At 64.3% G+C, this 14,210-nt stretch carries 15 protein-coding genes and 2 tRNA genes; 8 read left to right on the plus strand and 9 right to left on the minus strand.

The genetic code is table 11. The features are described from left to right. Positions 1 to 8: 8 nt before the first annotated feature. The 6 genes from LY284_RS01215 to LY284_RS01240 form a co-directional block, all read right to left on the minus strand. Positions 9 to 773 carry a DUF4088 family protein gene (locus LY284_RS01215; RefSeq protein WP_014191992.1) on the minus strand — a complete coding sequence of 255 codons (765 nt, stop codon included), beginning with the start codon at positions 771 to 773 and terminating at the stop codon, positions 9 to 11. Between the two features lie 165 nt (positions 774 to 938). After that, positions 939 to 1,262 (minus strand): AzlD domain-containing protein, encoded by a 324-nt coding sequence (locus LY284_RS01220; RefSeq protein ID WP_014191991.1) that lies wholly within the window; start codon positions 1,260 to 1,262, stop codon positions 939 to 941. Continuing rightward, on the minus strand, positions 1,259 to 1,948 hold the full coding sequence (locus LY284_RS01225; RefSeq protein WP_233387127.1) for an AzlC family ABC transporter permease: 690 nt from the start codon (positions 1,946 to 1,948) through the stop codon (positions 1,259 to 1,261). Before LY284_RS01225 ends, LY284_RS01220 begins: the two co-directional genes overlap by 4 nt. Positions 1,949 to 2,090: 142 nt before the next feature. Then, positions 2,091 to 2,912, minus strand: coding sequence for an AraC family transcriptional regulator (locus LY284_RS01230; RefSeq protein WP_014191989.1), 822 nt, complete (start codon positions 2,910 to 2,912; stop codon positions 2,091 to 2,093). A 74-nt stretch (positions 2,913 to 2,986) separates the two neighbouring features. Next, positions 2,987 to 3,463 (minus strand): CreA family protein, encoded by a 477-nt coding sequence (locus tag LY284_RS01235; protein ID WP_014191988.1) that lies wholly within the window; start codon positions 3,461 to 3,463, stop codon positions 2,987 to 2,989. Positions 3,464 to 3,776: 313 nt separating this feature from the next. Further along, on the minus strand, positions 3,777 to 4,520 hold the full coding sequence (locus tag LY284_RS01240; RefSeq protein WP_014191987.1) for a FadR/GntR family transcriptional regulator: 744 nt from the start codon (positions 4,518 to 4,520) through the stop codon (positions 3,777 to 3,779). A gap of 117 nt (positions 4,521 to 4,637) precedes the next feature. Between LY284_RS01240 and LY284_RS01245 the strand changes: the two genes are divergently transcribed. From LY284_RS01245 to LY284_RS01255, 3 genes are read left to right on the plus strand one after another with little or no spacing between them, the layout of a single operon-like run. Beyond that, the gene (locus tag LY284_RS01245; protein ID WP_014191986.1) at positions 4,638 to 5,381 is read left to right on the plus strand and encodes a (Fe-S)-binding protein; all 744 of its coding nucleotides are present in this window, start codon (positions 4,638 to 4,640) and stop codon (positions 5,379 to 5,381) included. Next, a complete protein-coding gene (locus LY284_RS01250) occupies positions 5,378 to 6,769 on the plus strand; it encodes a lactate utilization protein B (protein ID WP_014191985.1) in 1,392 nt (463 codons plus the stop codon). The genes LY284_RS01245 and LY284_RS01250 overlap by 4 nt, the downstream gene beginning before the upstream one ends. Beyond that, positions 6,766 to 7,347: an LUD domain-containing protein gene (locus LY284_RS01255; RefSeq protein ID WP_014191984.1), complete on the plus strand. Its 582-nt coding sequence runs from the start codon at positions 6,766 to 6,768 to the stop codon at positions 7,345 to 7,347. The genes LY284_RS01250 and LY284_RS01255 overlap by 4 nt, the downstream gene beginning before the upstream one ends. A 62-nt stretch (positions 7,348 to 7,409) precedes the next feature. On the opposite strand, the gene LY284_RS01260 is transcribed toward LY284_RS01255, so the two are convergent. The 3 genes from LY284_RS01260 to fdxA all read right to left on the minus strand — a co-directional run bounded on the left by LY284_RS01260 (position 7,410) and on the right by fdxA (position 8,096). After that, positions 7,410 to 7,485 (minus strand) — tRNA-Asn (locus tag LY284_RS01260). A 79-nt stretch (positions 7,486 to 7,564) separates the two neighbouring features. Continuing rightward, positions 7,565 to 7,640 (minus strand) — tRNA-Asn (locus LY284_RS01265). A gap of 132 nt (positions 7,641 to 7,772) precedes the next feature. Beyond that, entirely contained in the window at positions 7,773 to 8,096 is a 324-nt protein-coding gene (gene fdxA / locus LY284_RS01270; protein WP_014191983.1) for a ferredoxin FdxA, read from the minus strand. A gap of 267 nt (positions 8,097 to 8,363) precedes the next feature. Between fdxA and pncB the strand changes: the two genes are divergently transcribed. The 5 genes from pncB to LY284_RS01295 all read left to right on the plus strand — a co-directional run bounded on the left by pncB (position 8,364) and on the right by LY284_RS01295 (position 14,210). Next, positions 8,364 to 9,554: a nicotinate phosphoribosyltransferase gene (gene pncB, locus LY284_RS01275; protein WP_014191982.1), complete on the plus strand. Its 1,191-nt coding sequence runs from the start codon at positions 8,364 to 8,366 to the stop codon at positions 9,552 to 9,554. A 134-nt stretch (positions 9,555 to 9,688) separates the two neighbouring features. Beyond that, the gene (locus LY284_RS01280) at positions 9,689 to 10,360 is read left to right on the plus strand and encodes a lactate utilization protein C (RefSeq protein ID WP_014191981.1); all 672 of its coding nucleotides are present in this window, start codon (positions 9,689 to 9,691) and stop codon (positions 10,358 to 10,360) included. A gap of 5 nt (positions 10,361 to 10,365) precedes the next feature. Further along, on the plus strand, positions 10,366 to 11,769 hold the full coding sequence (locus tag LY284_RS01285) for a sodium:proton antiporter (protein WP_014191980.1): 1,404 nt from the start codon (positions 10,366 to 10,368) through the stop codon (positions 11,767 to 11,769). 9 nt (positions 11,770 to 11,778) lie between these two features. Next, positions 11,779 to 12,759 carry a D-glycerate dehydrogenase gene (locus LY284_RS01290; RefSeq protein ID WP_014191979.1) on the plus strand — a complete coding sequence of 327 codons (981 nt, stop codon included), beginning with the start codon at positions 11,779 to 11,781 and terminating at the stop codon, positions 12,757 to 12,759. Then, positions 12,756 to 14,210 (plus strand): DNA recombination protein RmuC, encoded by a 1,455-nt coding sequence (locus LY284_RS01295; RefSeq protein ID WP_041730553.1) that lies wholly within the window; start codon positions 12,756 to 12,758, stop codon positions 14,208 to 14,210. The genes LY284_RS01290 and LY284_RS01295 overlap by 4 nt, the downstream gene beginning before the upstream one ends.

Genomic DNA, 14,210 nt, shown 5'->3' on the forward strand with positions numbered 1-14,210 from the left:
AAAAGCGCTTACCGCTGTGCCCGCGACGTGCTCGGCGCGCGCGGCGCCGGCGCGAAGATGCTGCGCAGCCACGCGGCGAAGCGCGTGAAGCCGTCGTGAGGCTCTTCGACGAAAAGCTCGGGCCGCAGCGAGCGCAAATATTCCAGCACCTGCTGCGCTTCCTGCTTCTGGATCGAGCCGTAGACGATGCCCAGACGCAGCAGGCAGCGCAGTTCGCCGAGCTTCTCGCGCGCCGTCGAGCCCACGCTCGTTTCCACCGAAATCTTCGTTTCGTAGACGCGCTGGCGCAGCGAATCGGCGAGACGCCATGCGGGCGTCTGCATCTTTTCCTCGACTTCGCGGATATCCGCCGCCGCCGACTTGATCTGCGAGGCGAGCATGTCCACTTGCGACAGGTCGCCCTTCGCTTCGGTGACGATCGCCGTCGCCCATTCGCGCGACGCCTTCACGAGATCCTCCGCGGTCCAGTCGGCACGGATCGCGAACGCGAAGCCGTGCTCGGCGGCCTGACGGATCAGGATTTCGACGACGTCGGGAAACTCCTTGTCGAGCGCGCGCTTGGCCCAGGCGTACTGGCCGTGCGTGAGCATGCGCTGCACGGCCTGCTCGGTGAGCGGCGTGTTGTTGTCGAGCAGCTTCGCGCGCAGGAAGTCCTCGAACGACGGCGTGACGAATTGTGGATCGAGCTTCAGCGACAGACGCAGAAACGCTTCGAAGTCGCGTTCCAGCGAAGCGATCGTCTCGTCGCGAAGCGACAGGGTGATTTGACGCATGTTGGTTCCCGGTTCCGCTCTCCGGTGTCCCGGAGGCGGGAAATGCTGGCGGCGCCGCGTTTCAGGCGGAGTCCATTCGTTTCTGATATCGGCGCGATTTCCGGGAACTTGAGGTTTCTTCGAGGCTTTTTGAAAGCCGATCGGCAGTGGATCGGCGGGAAACGTTTAGCCCAGCACGACGAACTGCCACAGGAAAAACACCGCGAGCGACACCGCAATCGTCACCAGCGGCCGTTTCGTGAACACGCAAACGATAACCGCGACGAGCGCCGCCACGAGCTGCGGATTGCGCCATGTGATTTCGGCACCGTCGCCGTGCGGCGAGACCGTCATCGGCACGATGATCGCGGTGAGCACCGTCACCGGCACGAACGAGAGCGCGTTGCGCACGACCGGCGGAAACGGCAGGCGCTCGCCCAGCACGAAGACGGCGGCGCGGATCACGTACGTCACGAGCGCCATGCCCAGGATCAACCAGACGTAGTTCATTGCGTGCGCTCCTTGGTGTTCTTGAGGCGCTGCTTCGTCTGCGGCCGGTTTTCCATGAGCGAGAGCACCATGCCGACCGCGACACCCACGAACACGGCGGCGAGCAGCCCGAGCTTGTACGGCCAGCCTTGCCACGCGAACGACAGCACGCCCGAAGCCGCCGCCGCCGCGATGAAGCGCACTGCGACGAGCTGCGGCACGATGATGGCGATGAACGTCGCGACCATCGCGAAATCGAGGCCGAGCGACTTCAGGCCGGGAAACGCCGCGCCGAACAGCAGGCCGGCGAGCGTCCACAACTGCCAGTTCAGATACATCGCAACGCCGGACCCGAGAAAGTAGTGCGGCCCGGTTTCGCCCGGCGCGCGCTTCTGATAGTGCGCGTAGACGACGGCAAAGACTTCGTCCGTCATGAGGCCCGCGAGCGCCCAGCGCCAGCGGCGCGGCAGATGCGCGACATACGGCGAGAGCGTCGCCGAATAGAGCACGTGACGCAGATTGACGACGAGCGTCGTCGCCCAGATGACGGCGAAGCTCGCGTGCGATGCGATCAGCCCGACCGCGATGAATTGCGCCGAGCCCGCGAACACGGCGAGCGACATGAGCTGGCCGTGCCAGAGCGTCAGGGGGCTCGCGGTGACGAGCGTGCCGAAGATCACGCCGAAGGGCGCGGCGCCGATCATCATCGGGATGGTGTCGCGCGCGCCGGCGGCGAATTCGCGCAAAGGTGATGCGTTCAAGATGGTCCTCCTATGAAAGCGGAGGATACGCAACGCGCCGCATCGGACGCTTGTACTTTCTTGCGCTCATCGGGTTCAGGGTGCGAATTCAGCGCCAGCGGCCGGGCGGCACGCCGAACGCGCGTTTGAAATGCCGCGTGAAATGGCTCTGGTCGGTGAAGCCGCTCGCCGCGGCGACGTCCGTCACGGATGCGCCCGCGCGCAAGGCAGGCAGCGCGCGCACGATGCGCATCTGATTGCGCCACGCGTGCGGCGCGAGGCCGGTTTCGCGCGTGAAGAGGCGCGCGGCGTGGAAGGTCGAGAGGCCGACGGTTTGCGCCAGATCGGCGAGCGTGAGCGGTTCGAGCAGATCGTCGGCGAGGCGCGATTTCATCGTTGCGACGCGGCGCGCGTCGGCGGCGAGCGGCGCGACGGCCGGACGTTCGAGCGCGTGGCGGGCGAGCAGCGTGCTCGTCGCATCGACGAGAGCCAGTTCCGCGGCGAGCGGGTCCGCCCCGTTTTCCAGCAGCCGATGCGCGATCACCAGACGCCGCGCCAGATCGGGATCCCGAATGATATCGACCGGAAACCACGGCGACGCGGCCTTCTGCGCCGACATCGCGTGGGCGAGATCTTCGACGAACGGCACCGGCAGATAGAACACGCGATAGCGCCAGCCCGCATCGACCGCCCGCGCGCCCGTGTGCAGTTCGCCCGGATTGATGACCGGCACGGAGCCGGCTTCGGCCACGTGATGCGCGCCGCGATAGTCGTAGCATTCCGCGCCCGCTTCGATCACGGGCACCGTGTAGGCGTCATGCCAGTGCGGCGTGAATTCGTGATCGTAGTATTCGGCCGTGACCATGTCCGCGTCCGGCACGAGCGGCGAGCGCCAGTAGCGTGCGGCATTGCGGAAGCGGGCGGCGTTCATGGTTCGCGAATTTCGGGACGGACGGAACCGCCTAGTTTACAACTTTGCTTCGCGCCGCACCGGACAGTTGCGCGTCACTTCACCGGTATGGTCGTGCCTTCGGGCACGGGCACCGCCGTCACGCTGTTCTTCGGGCTGCCGGTCGCGATGCGGTCGCTGTAGGTCATGTAGACGAGCGTGTTGCGCTTCGCATCGACGATGCGCACTACATGCAGCGTCTTGAAGATGAACGACATGCCGGCCGAAAACACGTCGGTCTTCTGCTTGAGCGGCTGCGTGATCTTGATCGGCCCGACCTGGCGGCAGGCGATGGACGCTTCGGACGGATCTTCCGCGATGCCGAGCGTGCCTTTGACGCCGCCCGTGCGCGCCCGCGACACATAGCAGGTCACGCCTTGCACCAGCGGATCGTCATAGGCCTCGACGGTCACGCGGTCCGAGCCGGTGAAGCGGAAGTTGGTGTTGACGCTGGCGATTTCCTCGGCATGCGCGAGTCCCGCGCCGGAAATCATCATGAGCGGTGCGGCGAGCGCGAGAAATAAGCGTTTCATCGGCTTCCTTCGGAAAAAGAGAAAGGGCGTCGTATTGTATCGACGCCCCTGGCTCTTTTTGATACATCGCCGCGCTGCCGGTCAATGAAAGATCAGATACAGAATCACCAGAACGATCACCGGCACACCGAGCAGCCATCCGAGTAGGTAAGGCATGTTGTCCTCCATCGCGTGTTGTTGTTGACGGTTTCAGTATCGCGAAGAAGGTTGGGGCGCGTTAGCCGTGTGCGTCCGAAATCCATGTAGGCCAAGTCCTATCATCACTTTCTTGCGGCTTACAAATTCGTAATGTGATCGGACGTATGGGCGTTGGTCACGCGGCGCGATTCTTCTTCGCCAGCCGGTCGCGGTAGAGCGTGCGCACGTAGTCGAGATGCGCGCCCGCGCACTCGCGCGCCCGCGCCGGATCGCGCGCGACGATCGCGTCGAAGATCGCGCGATGCTGCGTCATCAAGTTCGCTTCGACTTCGTCGTCGTAATCGACGAGGCGGTGCGACGTGAGCATCGATTCGCGGACCAGTTCGTCGAGCCCGTGCATCACGTGCGCGAGCGCGATATTGTGCGTCGCGTCCGCGATCGCCAGATGGAACGCCGCGTCTTTTTCCGCGATACGCGTGCTTTTCTCGGCGACGGCGTTCTGCAGCGCGTCGAACGCGGCGGCGATGCGCGCGAGATCGGCCTCGGTCGCGCGCTCGGCGGCGTAGGCGGTGGACAGCGTCTCCAGGCCGTGGCGGAGTTCGAGCACGTCGGCGCTGGCGTTCGGCTGGGCTTCGAGCAGCGCCGCGAGCGGATGCGACACGAGCGGCGCCGTCACATCGGAGACGACGAAGCCGCCGCGGCCCGCCGCACGGATGAAACCGTCCGATTCCAGCCGGATGAGCGCCTCGCGCAGCGACGGGCGCGACACGTTCAACTGCTCCGCCAGATCGCGCTCGGCCGGCAGGCGCTGGCCCGGCAGCAGCGCGCCGTTCGAGATCAACTCGCGAATCTGCCCCGACACGATATCGGAGAGACGCACGCGGGCGTAGGAGTGGGCATGGACAGGCTGGAAAGTCATCGTTTGGCGCGAAAGCAGGGTGAATGCATGGGAGTGCCCCGAGTTTGACACGAAAGGCGCATCTCTTTAAAGTCTTGGTCAGACCAAGCTTACCAAATTCCCCACGTTTGGAGCGCCATGAAAGTCGCTTTGTTCGTCCCCTGTTTCATCGACGCGTTTTATCCTCAGGTCGGCATCGCCACGCTGGAGCTGCTGGAGCGGCTCGGGCTCGATGTCGACTATCCGCAGGACCAGACCTGCTGCGGCCAGCCGATGGCCAATAGCGGCGCACACAAGCAGGCCGCGGGCGCGGAGCGCGTGTTCGCCCGCAATTTCGCCGACTACGATTACGTCGTCGGGCCGTCGGCGAGTTGCGTTCATCACGTGCGCGAGCATTTCACCGCGATCGAGCAGACGAGCGCGGTGCAGAAGGTGCGCCGCAATACTTACGAGCTGGTCGAGTTCCTGCACGACGTGCTGAAGGTGCGCGAGTTTCCGTGGGCCGAGTTTCCGCATCGCGTCGGGCTGCACAACAGTTGCAGCGCGGTGCGGCATCTGCGCGAGACATCGAACTCGGAAGTGGCGGCGACGCCGTTTTCGAAACCGCGCGCGCTGCTCGAAGGCGTGAAGGGCATCGAGTTCGTCTCGCCCGCGCGCCCCGACGAATGCTGCGGCTTCGGCGGCACGTTCTCCGTGACGGAAGAGGCCGTCTCCGTGCGCATGGGGCAGGACAAAGTGCGCGATCACGTCGGCGCGGGCGCGCAGTACATCGTGTCGGGCGACATGTCGTGTCTCATGCATCAGCAAGGCTGCGCCGAGCGCATGAAGCTCGACGCGAGGTTCATTCACATCGCGCAGGTTCTGAACGGAGCCAGAGGATGAGCAAAACCGTCCGTATCGATCACGCGAAAGCGGCGGGCGCGTTCCTGCAAAAGCCCGATCACGTCGCGTTCCACGACAAGCGGCTGTGGGACTTGCGCACGAAGCGCGATGCGCAGGCGCACGGCATCCCCGAATGGGAGACGATGCGCGAGCTCGCGTCGGGCATCAAGGAGCATACGCTCTCCAATCTCGCGGACTACATCGCGCAATTCGTCGATGAGGCCGGGAAGAACGGCGTCGTCGTACATTTCGCGGCGAATGCGCAAGAGCACAACGCGCTCGTCTACGAGCTGATGAGCGCGCGCGGCATGACCTCGCTCGTGAAGAGCAAGTCGATGCTCACCGATGAGTGCTACATGCGCGACTATCTGGAGCCGCGCGGCATCACCGTGATGGAAACCGATCTCGGCGAGCGCATTCAGCAGCTCGATCATCAGGACCCGAGTCACATGGTCGTGCCGGCGGTGCACAAGCTGCGCGCGGACGTGGCGGAACTGTTCGGCAAGACCATCGGCACCGATCCGAAGAACAGCGACATCCACTATCTCGCCGAAAGCCAGCGCATGAACACGCGGCCGTATTTCGTGCGCGAAAAGACGGCGGGGATGACCGGCTGCAACTTCGCGGTGGCGGAAACGGGCACGGTCGTCGTCTGCACGAACGAGGGCAACGCGGATTTGTCGGCGAACGTGCCGCCGCTGCATATCGCGTCGATCGGCATCGAGAAGATCATTCCGACGATCGCCGATCTCGGCGTGTTCGTGCGCATGCTGTCGAGAAGCGCGCTCGGCTCGCCGATCACGCAATACACGTCGCACTTTCGCAAGCCGCGGCAGGGCACGGAGATGCATTACATCCTCGTCGATAACGGCCGTTCCGAGCGCCTCGCGATGGACGATTTCTGGTTCTCGCTCAAATGCATCCGCTGCGGCGCGTGCATGAACACGTGCCCGGTGTATCGGCGAAGCGGCGGCCTGTCGTACGGCGGTACGTATTCGGGGCCGATCGGCGCGATCATCAACCCGACCTACGATCTGAAGCGCTACAGCGCGCTGCCGTTCGCCTCGACGATGAACGGCAGTTGCACCAACGTGTGTCCGGTGAAGGTGAACATCCACGAGCAGATCTACAAGTGGCGCGCGGTCATCGCCGAGAAGCACGAAGTGCCGTTCGTGAAGCAGGAAGTCCTGAAGATGGCGGGGCGGCTGCTCGCGAGCCCGACGCTTTATCGCGCGACGGTCGCATCGCTCGGCGGCGCGTTGAAGCGCCTGCCCAACTTCGTGCTCTATAACCCGCTCAACATCTGGGGACGTCAGCGCGATTTGCCCGAAGCGCCTGTCGAGACATTTCACGAGTGGTATCGCAAAAACCGGAAGGACGCCCGATGACGACCCGCGAAGCTTTTCTCTCGAAGATCCGTGCTGCGCAACCGGCGTCGCGGCCGCGTCCCGATGTGCCCATTTTTCCGTCACCCGGCGGCGATCCGAAGACGCGTTTCACGACCGCGCTCACCGCGATGGGCGGCACGTGCGTCGATGCAGCTTCGCTAGACGATGTGCAGGCGATGATCGCCGCGCGCTTTCCGGACGCGAAGGTGATCGCATCGGCGGTGGCGGGCGTCGAAGGGAATCGTGAGTTGTCGGCCGAGACGATTCCCGCGTCGCTGGAAGATGTCGACGTGGGCGTCGTGAGAGGGCGCTTCGGCGTGGCGGAAACCGGCTCGGTGTGGTTCAGCGAAGACGAGTACGTCGTGAATTCGATCGGCTATCTGGCGCAGCACCTCGTCGTGCTGCTCGATCCTGCATCGCTCGTCGATGGCTTGCAGCAGGTGTACCGGCGGCCCGATTTCAAATCGGCGCGCTATGCGGTGCTCGTGACGGGGCCGTCGGCGACGGCGGATATCGAAGGCGTGCTGATTCGCGGCGCGCAGGGCGTGCGGTCGCTGACCGTCGTGTGGCTCGCCTAAGCAATCCAGCGTGCAAAAGCAAAAAGCCCAGTCGCGTGACTGGGCTTTTTGACTGAAGCTCTTGGCTCCCCGACCTGGGCTCGAACCAGGGACCTACGGATTAACAGTCCGGCGCTCTACCGACTGAGCTATCGGGGAACAACTGAAACAGGTGCAACTGAGATAAAAAACCCAGCCGATTGACTGGGTTTTTTTGAAACCGACTTGCTGGAGTTTTTGGCTCCCCGACCTGGGCTCGAACCAGGGACCTACGGATTAACAGTCCGGCGCTCTACCGACTGAGCTATCGGGGAACATCTACAGCAGAGAAGCGAAAGTATAGGGTGCTGTCGCTAACGTGTCAACGCCCAATCTTCATTCGATACGCAATTTAGCAATCGAACGAGGCCGGTTTGCGCCCACCGATGCGCGAGCCCATGCCCGAATCAACGTTCGAGCAGGTTCAGCTTCTCTTTGACGTCCTTGAACTCGTCCGCCTCGGGAAGCGATCCCTTGGTTTTCGTGATGCTCGGCCAGTTGCGCGCGAGATCGGCGTTCAGTTCGGTGAAGTGCTGCTGGTCCGAGGGCACGTCCTCTTCGGCGTAGATCGCGTTCACCGGGCATTCGGCGACGCACACGGCGCAGTCGATGCACTCGTCGGGATCGATCGCGAGAAAGTTGGGACCTTCGCGGAAGCAATCCACCGGGCACACGTCCACGCAATCGGTGTACTTGCACTTGATGCAGCTTTCGGTCACAACGTGAGTCATTCAGGCTCCTGCATGCGGAATTCGTGGGGGTGGCGCCCTGAACGGCTGCATAGGCCGAAGGTGCGCTTGCCAAAACGCATATTGTAGCGTAACGGTAAAAGCGGGCGCGACCGGCGCGACGCGCCTTTTATATCGATTCGTGATGTATGTATGCGCGGCTTCGAGAAAGGGCAGTGCATGGTCATGCGCTGGCGGACATTCGGGTAACATGGCCCTAAAGGCATGAAGGCCCGCGCGGCCTCTTTGGTGGATGTTCCAGTCAGAACCATGATCATCAATTCGCTGCTCGATACCGACCTCTACAAGTTCACGATGATGCAGGTCGTCCTGCATCATTTCCCCGCGGCGCACGTCGAATACAAGTTCCGTTGCCGCACGCCGAACGTGGATCTCGTCCCGTACATCGACGAAATTCGCGACGAGGTGCGGCAACTGTGCAATCTGCGCTTCAAGGAAGAAGAGCTGGATTACCTGCGGCGCATGCGCTTCATCAAGAGCGATTTCATCGACTTCCTCGCGCTCTTTCATCTGAACGAGAAGTCCGTGCGCATCTCGCCGTCGCCGAAGAAAAACGGCGAGATCGATATCGAAATCGAAGGGCCGTGGCTGCATACGATTCTCTTCGAGATTCCGGTGCTCGCGATCGTCAACGAGGTGTATTTCCGCAACACGCAGCGCAAGCCCGAGTACGAAACCGGCCGCGAGCGCCTGCGCGACAAGATCAAGCTGCTCGCCACGCCGCCCGAATATTCCGACTGCAAGATCGCCGATTACGGCACGCGCCGCCGCTTTTCCGGGCAGTGGCACGAGGAAGTGGTGCTCACGCTGAAGGACAAGCTCGGCGCGCAGTTCGCGGGCACGAGCAACGTGTTCTATGCGATGAAGCACGGCTTGCGGCCGCTCGGCACGATGGCGCACGAGTATCTGCAGGCGTGCCAGGCGCTGGGTCCGCGCCTGCGCGACTCGCAGATCTTCGGCTTCGAGATGTGGGCGAAGGAATATCGCGGCGACCTCGGCATCGCGCTGTCGGACGTCTACGGCATGAAGGCGTTCCTGCGCGACTTCGACATGTATTTCTGCAAGCTCTTCGACGGCGCGCGCCACGATTCCGGCGATCCCTTCGACTGGGGCGAGCGCCTCATCCGGCATTACGAGGAAAACCGCTGCGATCCGCGCACCAAGGTGCTCGTGTTCTCCGACGCGCTCGATATTCCCAAGGTGCTGCAGTTGTACGAGCGTTTTCGCGGACGCTGCCAGCTTGCGTTCGGCGTCGGCACGAATCTCACCAACGACCTTGGCTATCAGCCGCTGCAGATCGTCATGAAGATGGTTCGCTGCAACGGTCAGCCGGTCGCGAAGCTCTCGGATTCTCCCGGCAAGAACATGTGCGACGACAAGGCTTATCTCGCCTATCTGCGCCAGGTTTTCGGCATCGAGCAGCCGGCGGGCGACGACTGATTCTCGCGCGTTCGTGCATGCGGCCTATGCCGTTCGGCCGAGGTTCTTGCGCGAACATCGCTCGCTATAATTCGGACGCGTCGATCGATCCGGCGCGCACGATCCCAGAGCACGCAACCAAGAGGACGGCACCCATGGACACATCGGCCGCGCGCCGCAATATTCTCGCGCGCATTCGCAGCGCGCAGGGCCGCCGTGGCTCGCCGACGGACGCCGAATACAGCGCCGCGCGCGAATACGTCGAGCGGCATCCGGCGGGCCCGCGTCCGCCGCTGCCCGGAACGCCCGACGAACTCGTCGCGCGGTTCACGCTCGAAGCCGAACGGCTCGCTACGACCGTCGCCGAAGTGCAATCGCTCGCGGAGGCGCCCGCCGAAGCCGCGCGCTATCTCCAGTCGCTGAATCTTTCCGCCGATGTCGTCGCGTGGCCCGCGCTCGCCGAACTTCCGTGGGCCGAGGCGGGCATTCGGGCCGCGTTGCGCAAGCCCGCCGACGCCGATCTCGTCGGCATCACCGGCTGCTTTTGCGCGACGGCTGAAACCGGTTCGCTCGTGCTGCTGTCCGGGCCGGACACGCCCGCATCCGGCGCGCTGCTGCCGCAGACGCATATCGCGATCGTGCCGGCCTCGCGCATCGTCGCGGCCCACGAAGACGCGTTCGCGCTGATGCGCGCCGAGCGGGGCGAACTGCCGCGCGCCGTGAACTTCGTCTCGGGACCGTCGCGCACCGGCGATATCGAACAGACCATCGTGCTCGGCGCGCATGGGCCGTATCGCGTGCACGTGATCGTCGTGCGCGGGGCGTGAGTCCGATGCGGCGTTTCCTTGCAGGCGTCGTGGCGTGCACCGCGGCGTCCGGCGCTTCGGCCGCGACGTTCGACGGCGCTTCGTTATCGGCCGCGTGGGGCATCCCCTTTATCGGCGTTCTGCTGTCCATCGCCGTGTTTCCGCTCGTCGCGCCGAAGCTGTGGCACCACCACTTCGGCAAGATCGCGGCGGCATGGACCATCGCGTTTCTTGCGCCGTTCGCGCTCGCGTTCGGTGCCGGCACGGCCACTGGCGTGCTGATCCACGCGCTGCTCGAAGAGTATGTGCCGTTCATCATTCTGCTCGCCGCGCTCTATACGGTGGCGGGCGGCATTTGCGTGCGCGGCAATCTGCACGGCTCGGCGCATCTCAATACCGGACTGCTCGCGCTCGGCGCCGCGCTCGCGAGCATCATGGGCACGACGGGCGCGGCCATGCTGCTGATCCGGCCGCTCCTGCGCGCGAACGACAACCGCAAGCACGCCGTGCATGTCGTCGTGTTCTTTATCTTTCTCGTCGCGAACGCGGGCGGCTCGCTCACGCCGCTCGGCGATCCGCCGCTCTTTCTCGGCTTTCTGAACGGCGTCGGCTTCTTCTGGACGACGCTGCATCTCGCGCTGCCGATGCTCTTCGTTTGCGTCGCGCTGCTCGCGATTTTCTACGCGCTCGACCGCCATTACTGGCGCACGCACGACGCGAAGCACCCGTTTCTCGATCCGACGCCCGACACCCCGCCGCTCGGCATCGACGGCAAGATCAACTTCGCGCTGCTCGCGGCGATCGTCGCGCTCGTGCTGATGAGCGGCATCTGGAAGCCCGGCGTCGAATTCGACGTGCTCGGCACGCGCGTGCAATTGCAGAACCTCGTGCGCGACGGGCTGCTTGCCTGTGTGCTGCTTGCGTCGCTCGCGCTCACGCCGAAAAGCGCGCGCGCGGGCAACGCGTTCGACTGGGCGCCGATCGAGGAAGTCGCCAAGCTCTTCGCGGCCATCTTCATCACCATCGCGCCGGTCATCGCGATCCTGCGCGCGGGCGAGGCGGGCGCGTTCGCGGGCATCGTGCACGCGGTGTCGGACGCGCAGGGCAAGCCGATCGACATCGCCTACTTCTGGGCGACGGGTCTGCTGTCTTCCTTTCTCGACAACGCGCCGACCTATCTCGTTTTCTTCAATCTCGCGGGCGGCGACGCCCGCACGCTCATGACCACCGACGCCACCACGCTCGCCGCCATCTCCGCGGGCGCGGTGTTCATGGGCGCGAACACGTATATCGGCAATGCGCCGAATTTTATGGTGAAGGCGATCGCGGAATCGCGCGGCGTGCGCATGCCGAGTTTCTTCGGCTATATGGCATGGTCGGGCGCGATCCTTCTGCCGCTTTTCGCCGTTCTGGGCTGGCTATTTTTCTAGGAGCAATCGATGAAGAAAGTCCTTGTCGCGCGTCCCACTTTTCCCGATGTGATCGAGCGCCTGAAACAGTATTTCGAAGTCGATGCGAATCCCGGCGACGTGCTCCCGCAAGACGAATTCGCGCGCCGTCTCGCCGATAAGGACGGCGCCTTCACCGCGGGCGAATGGGTCGGCGATAAGGAACTGACGGGCGCGCCGAATCTGAAAGTGGTCGCGAACATGGCGGTCGGCTACAACAACTTCGACATGCACGCGTTCGACGCGCACGGCGTGCTCGGCACCAACACGCCGAACGTGCTCAACGAAACCACCGCCGATTTCGGCTGGGCGCTGATGATGGCGGCGGCGCGCCGCGTCACCGAGTCCGAGCACTTTTTGCGCGCGGGCAAGTGGCAGAAGTGGTCGTTCGACTCGTTCCTCGGCGCGGACGTGCACGGCTCGACGCTCGGCGTGATCGGCATGGGACGCATCGGCCAGGCGCTCGCGCGGCGGGCGGCCGGCTTCAACATGCGCGTGATGTATCACAACCGTTCGCGCGTCGCGCCGGAGATCGAGGCGGAGCTGAACGCCGAATATGCGTCGAAGGAAGATCTGCTCAGGCGCGCGGATCATGTCGTGCTCGTCGTGCCTTACTCGAAAGAGAGCCATCACACGATCGGCGCGGCCGAGCTCGCGCTGATGAAGCCGACCGCGACGCTCACCAATATCGCGCGCGGCGGCATCGTCGATGACGCGGCGCTCATCGTTGCATTGCGCGAGAAGCGCATCGCGGCGGCGGGCATCGACGTGTTCGAAGGCGAGCCGAACCTCAACCGCGATTTCCTCGCGCTCGACAACGTGGTGCTGACGCCGCACATCGCGAGCGCGACCGAGGGCACGCGCCGCGCGATGGCCAATCTCGCCGCCGACAATCTCATCGCCGCGCTGGGTGAAGGCCCGCGCGCCGGCAATCCCCCGAACCCGATCAATCCGGACGTACTGAAGAAATGACGCAAATGTTGGTTGGCGCGCTCGCCGTGCTGGCGATCGCGCTGGTGGCCGCGCTTATCGCGCTCGTCATGTCGATGCGGCGCAACTCGAACGCATTCATCTTCGATGAATTCGAAGCGCTCACCGACCGCGTGAACGACATGGGCGAGGCGCACGCGCGCGCGCAGGAGCGGCTCGAACGCGGCTTGCGCGGCGATATCGCGGAGAGCGCGCGCGTGTCGCGCATGGAATCGCAAGGCGGTTTCGCGCAGTTTCATCAGACGCTGTCCACGCAGCTCGCGAATACATCGAACGTGCAGAACGCGCAGTTCGACGCGCTCGCGCAACAACTCGCGCAGCAGAGCCAGCAGGCGCGCGAGGATCAGGGCAATGCGCTGAAGCGCTTCGCCGATTCGATGTCGCTGCATCTCGCGCAGTTGTCCGAAGCGAACGAGCGGCGGCTCGGCGAAGTGCGCGCGACGCTCGAAGCGCGTCTGAAAGACATCGAGGCGAACAACGCGACGAAGCTCGAAGAGATGCGCAGAACCGTCGATGAAAAGCTGCACGCGACGCTCGAACAGCGGCTCGGTGAATCGTTCAAGCTGGTGTCGGACCGGCTGGAGCAGGTGCATCGCGGGCTCGGCGAAATGCAGACGCTCGCGGCCGGCGTCGGCGATCTGAAGAAGGTGCTCACCAACGTCAAGACGCGCGGCATCTGGGGCGAAGTGCAGCTCGAATCGCTGCTTGAACAACTGCTCACGCCGGATCAGTACGCGAAGAACGTGGCGACGGTGCCGAACCGGGGCGAACGCGTCGAATTCGCGATCAAGCTGCCCGGCCGGCACGACGCGCCAGGCGCGCCGGGCGATGCGGCCACGCCCGTGTGGCTGCCTATCGACGCGAAGTTTCCACGCGAGGACTACGAGCGTCTGATCGATGCGCAGGAGCGCGCGGACCCTGTCGCAGTCGAGGACGCGTCGCGCGCGCTCGAAGGGCGGCTGCGCGCGGAGGCGAAGTCGATCGCGCAGAAGTACGTCGCGCCGCCTCACACAACGGATTTCGCGCTGCTCTTTCTGCCGACGGAAGGGCTCTACGCCGAAGTGCTGCGCCGTCCGGGCCTGAGCGATGCGCTCCAGCGCGAGTATCGCGTGAGCGTCGCCGGGCCGACGACCCTGACCGCGATTCTCAACAGCCTGCAAATGGGTTTTCGCACGCTCGCCATCGAAAAGCGTTCGAGCGAGGTGTGGCAGGTGCTGGGCGCGGTGAAGACCGAGTTCGGCAAGTTCGGCGAAGTGCTCGCGAAGACCAAATCGCAGCTCGAAACCGTCGCGCGCTCGATCGACGCGGCGCAGACGCGCACGCGGCAGATGGGCAAGCGCCTGCGCGATGTCGAGGCGCTGCCGGGAGAACAGGCCGCAGGGCTTTTGGGGAATGCGCCCGGCGAGACGTCGCCCGAAGACGACGAAATCTGA

It is taken from the genome of Caballeronia sp. PC1 (genome assembly GCF_021353155.1).
Lineage (GTDB): Bacteria > Pseudomonadota > Gammaproteobacteria > Burkholderiales > Burkholderiaceae > Caballeronia > Caballeronia cordobensis.

Excerpts from the sequence above, each read along its gene's own strand:
- LY284_RS01225 (WP_233387127.1), bottom strand. The coding sequence starts at position 1,948 with ATGATGATCGGCGCCGCGCCCTTCGGCGTGATCTTCGGCACGCTCGTC.
- LY284_RS01255 (WP_014191984.1), top strand. The coding sequence starts at position 6,766 with ATGACGACCCGCGAAGCTTTTCTCTCGAAGATCCGTGCTGCGCAACCG.
- LY284_RS01215 (WP_014191992.1), bottom strand. The coding sequence starts at position 773 with ATGCGTCAAATCACCCTGTCGCTTCGCGACGAGACGATCGCTTCGCTG.
- LY284_RS01235 (WP_014191988.1), bottom strand. The coding sequence starts at position 3,463 with ATGAAACGCTTATTTCTCGCGCTCGCCGCACCGCTCATGATGATTTCC.
- LY284_RS01290 (WP_014191979.1), top strand. The coding sequence starts at position 11,779 with ATGAAGAAAGTCCTTGTCGCGCGTCCCACTTTTCCCGATGTGATCGAG.
- LY284_RS01285 (WP_014191980.1), top strand. The coding sequence starts at position 10,366 with ATGCGGCGTTTCCTTGCAGGCGTCGTGGCGTGCACCGCGGCGTCCGGC.
- LY284_RS01245 (WP_014191986.1), top strand. The coding sequence starts at position 4,638 with ATGAAAGTCGCTTTGTTCGTCCCCTGTTTCATCGACGCGTTTTATCCT.
- pncB (WP_014191982.1), top strand. The coding sequence starts at position 8,364 with ATGATCATCAATTCGCTGCTCGATACCGACCTCTACAAGTTCACGATG.
- LY284_RS01220 (WP_014191991.1), bottom strand. The coding sequence starts at position 1,262 with ATGAACTACGTCTGGTTGATCCTGGGCATGGCGCTCGTGACGTACGTG.
- LY284_RS01295 (WP_041730553.1), top strand. The coding sequence starts at position 12,756 with ATGACGCAAATGTTGGTTGGCGCGCTCGCCGTGCTGGCGATCGCGCTG.
- LY284_RS01240 (WP_014191987.1), bottom strand. The coding sequence starts at position 4,520 with ATGACTTTCCAGCCTGTCCATGCCCACTCCTACGCCCGCGTGCGTCTC.
- LY284_RS01230 (WP_014191989.1), bottom strand. The coding sequence starts at position 2,912 with ATGAACGCCGCCCGCTTCCGCAATGCCGCACGCTACTGGCGCTCGCCG.
- LY284_RS01250 (WP_014191985.1), top strand. The coding sequence starts at position 5,378 with ATGAGCAAAACCGTCCGTATCGATCACGCGAAAGCGGCGGGCGCGTTC.
- LY284_RS01280 (WP_014191981.1), top strand. The coding sequence starts at position 9,689 with ATGGACACATCGGCCGCGCGCCGCAATATTCTCGCGCGCATTCGCAGC.
- fdxA (WP_014191983.1), bottom strand. The coding sequence starts at position 8,096 with ATGACTCACGTTGTGACCGAAAGCTGCATCAAGTGCAAGTACACCGAT.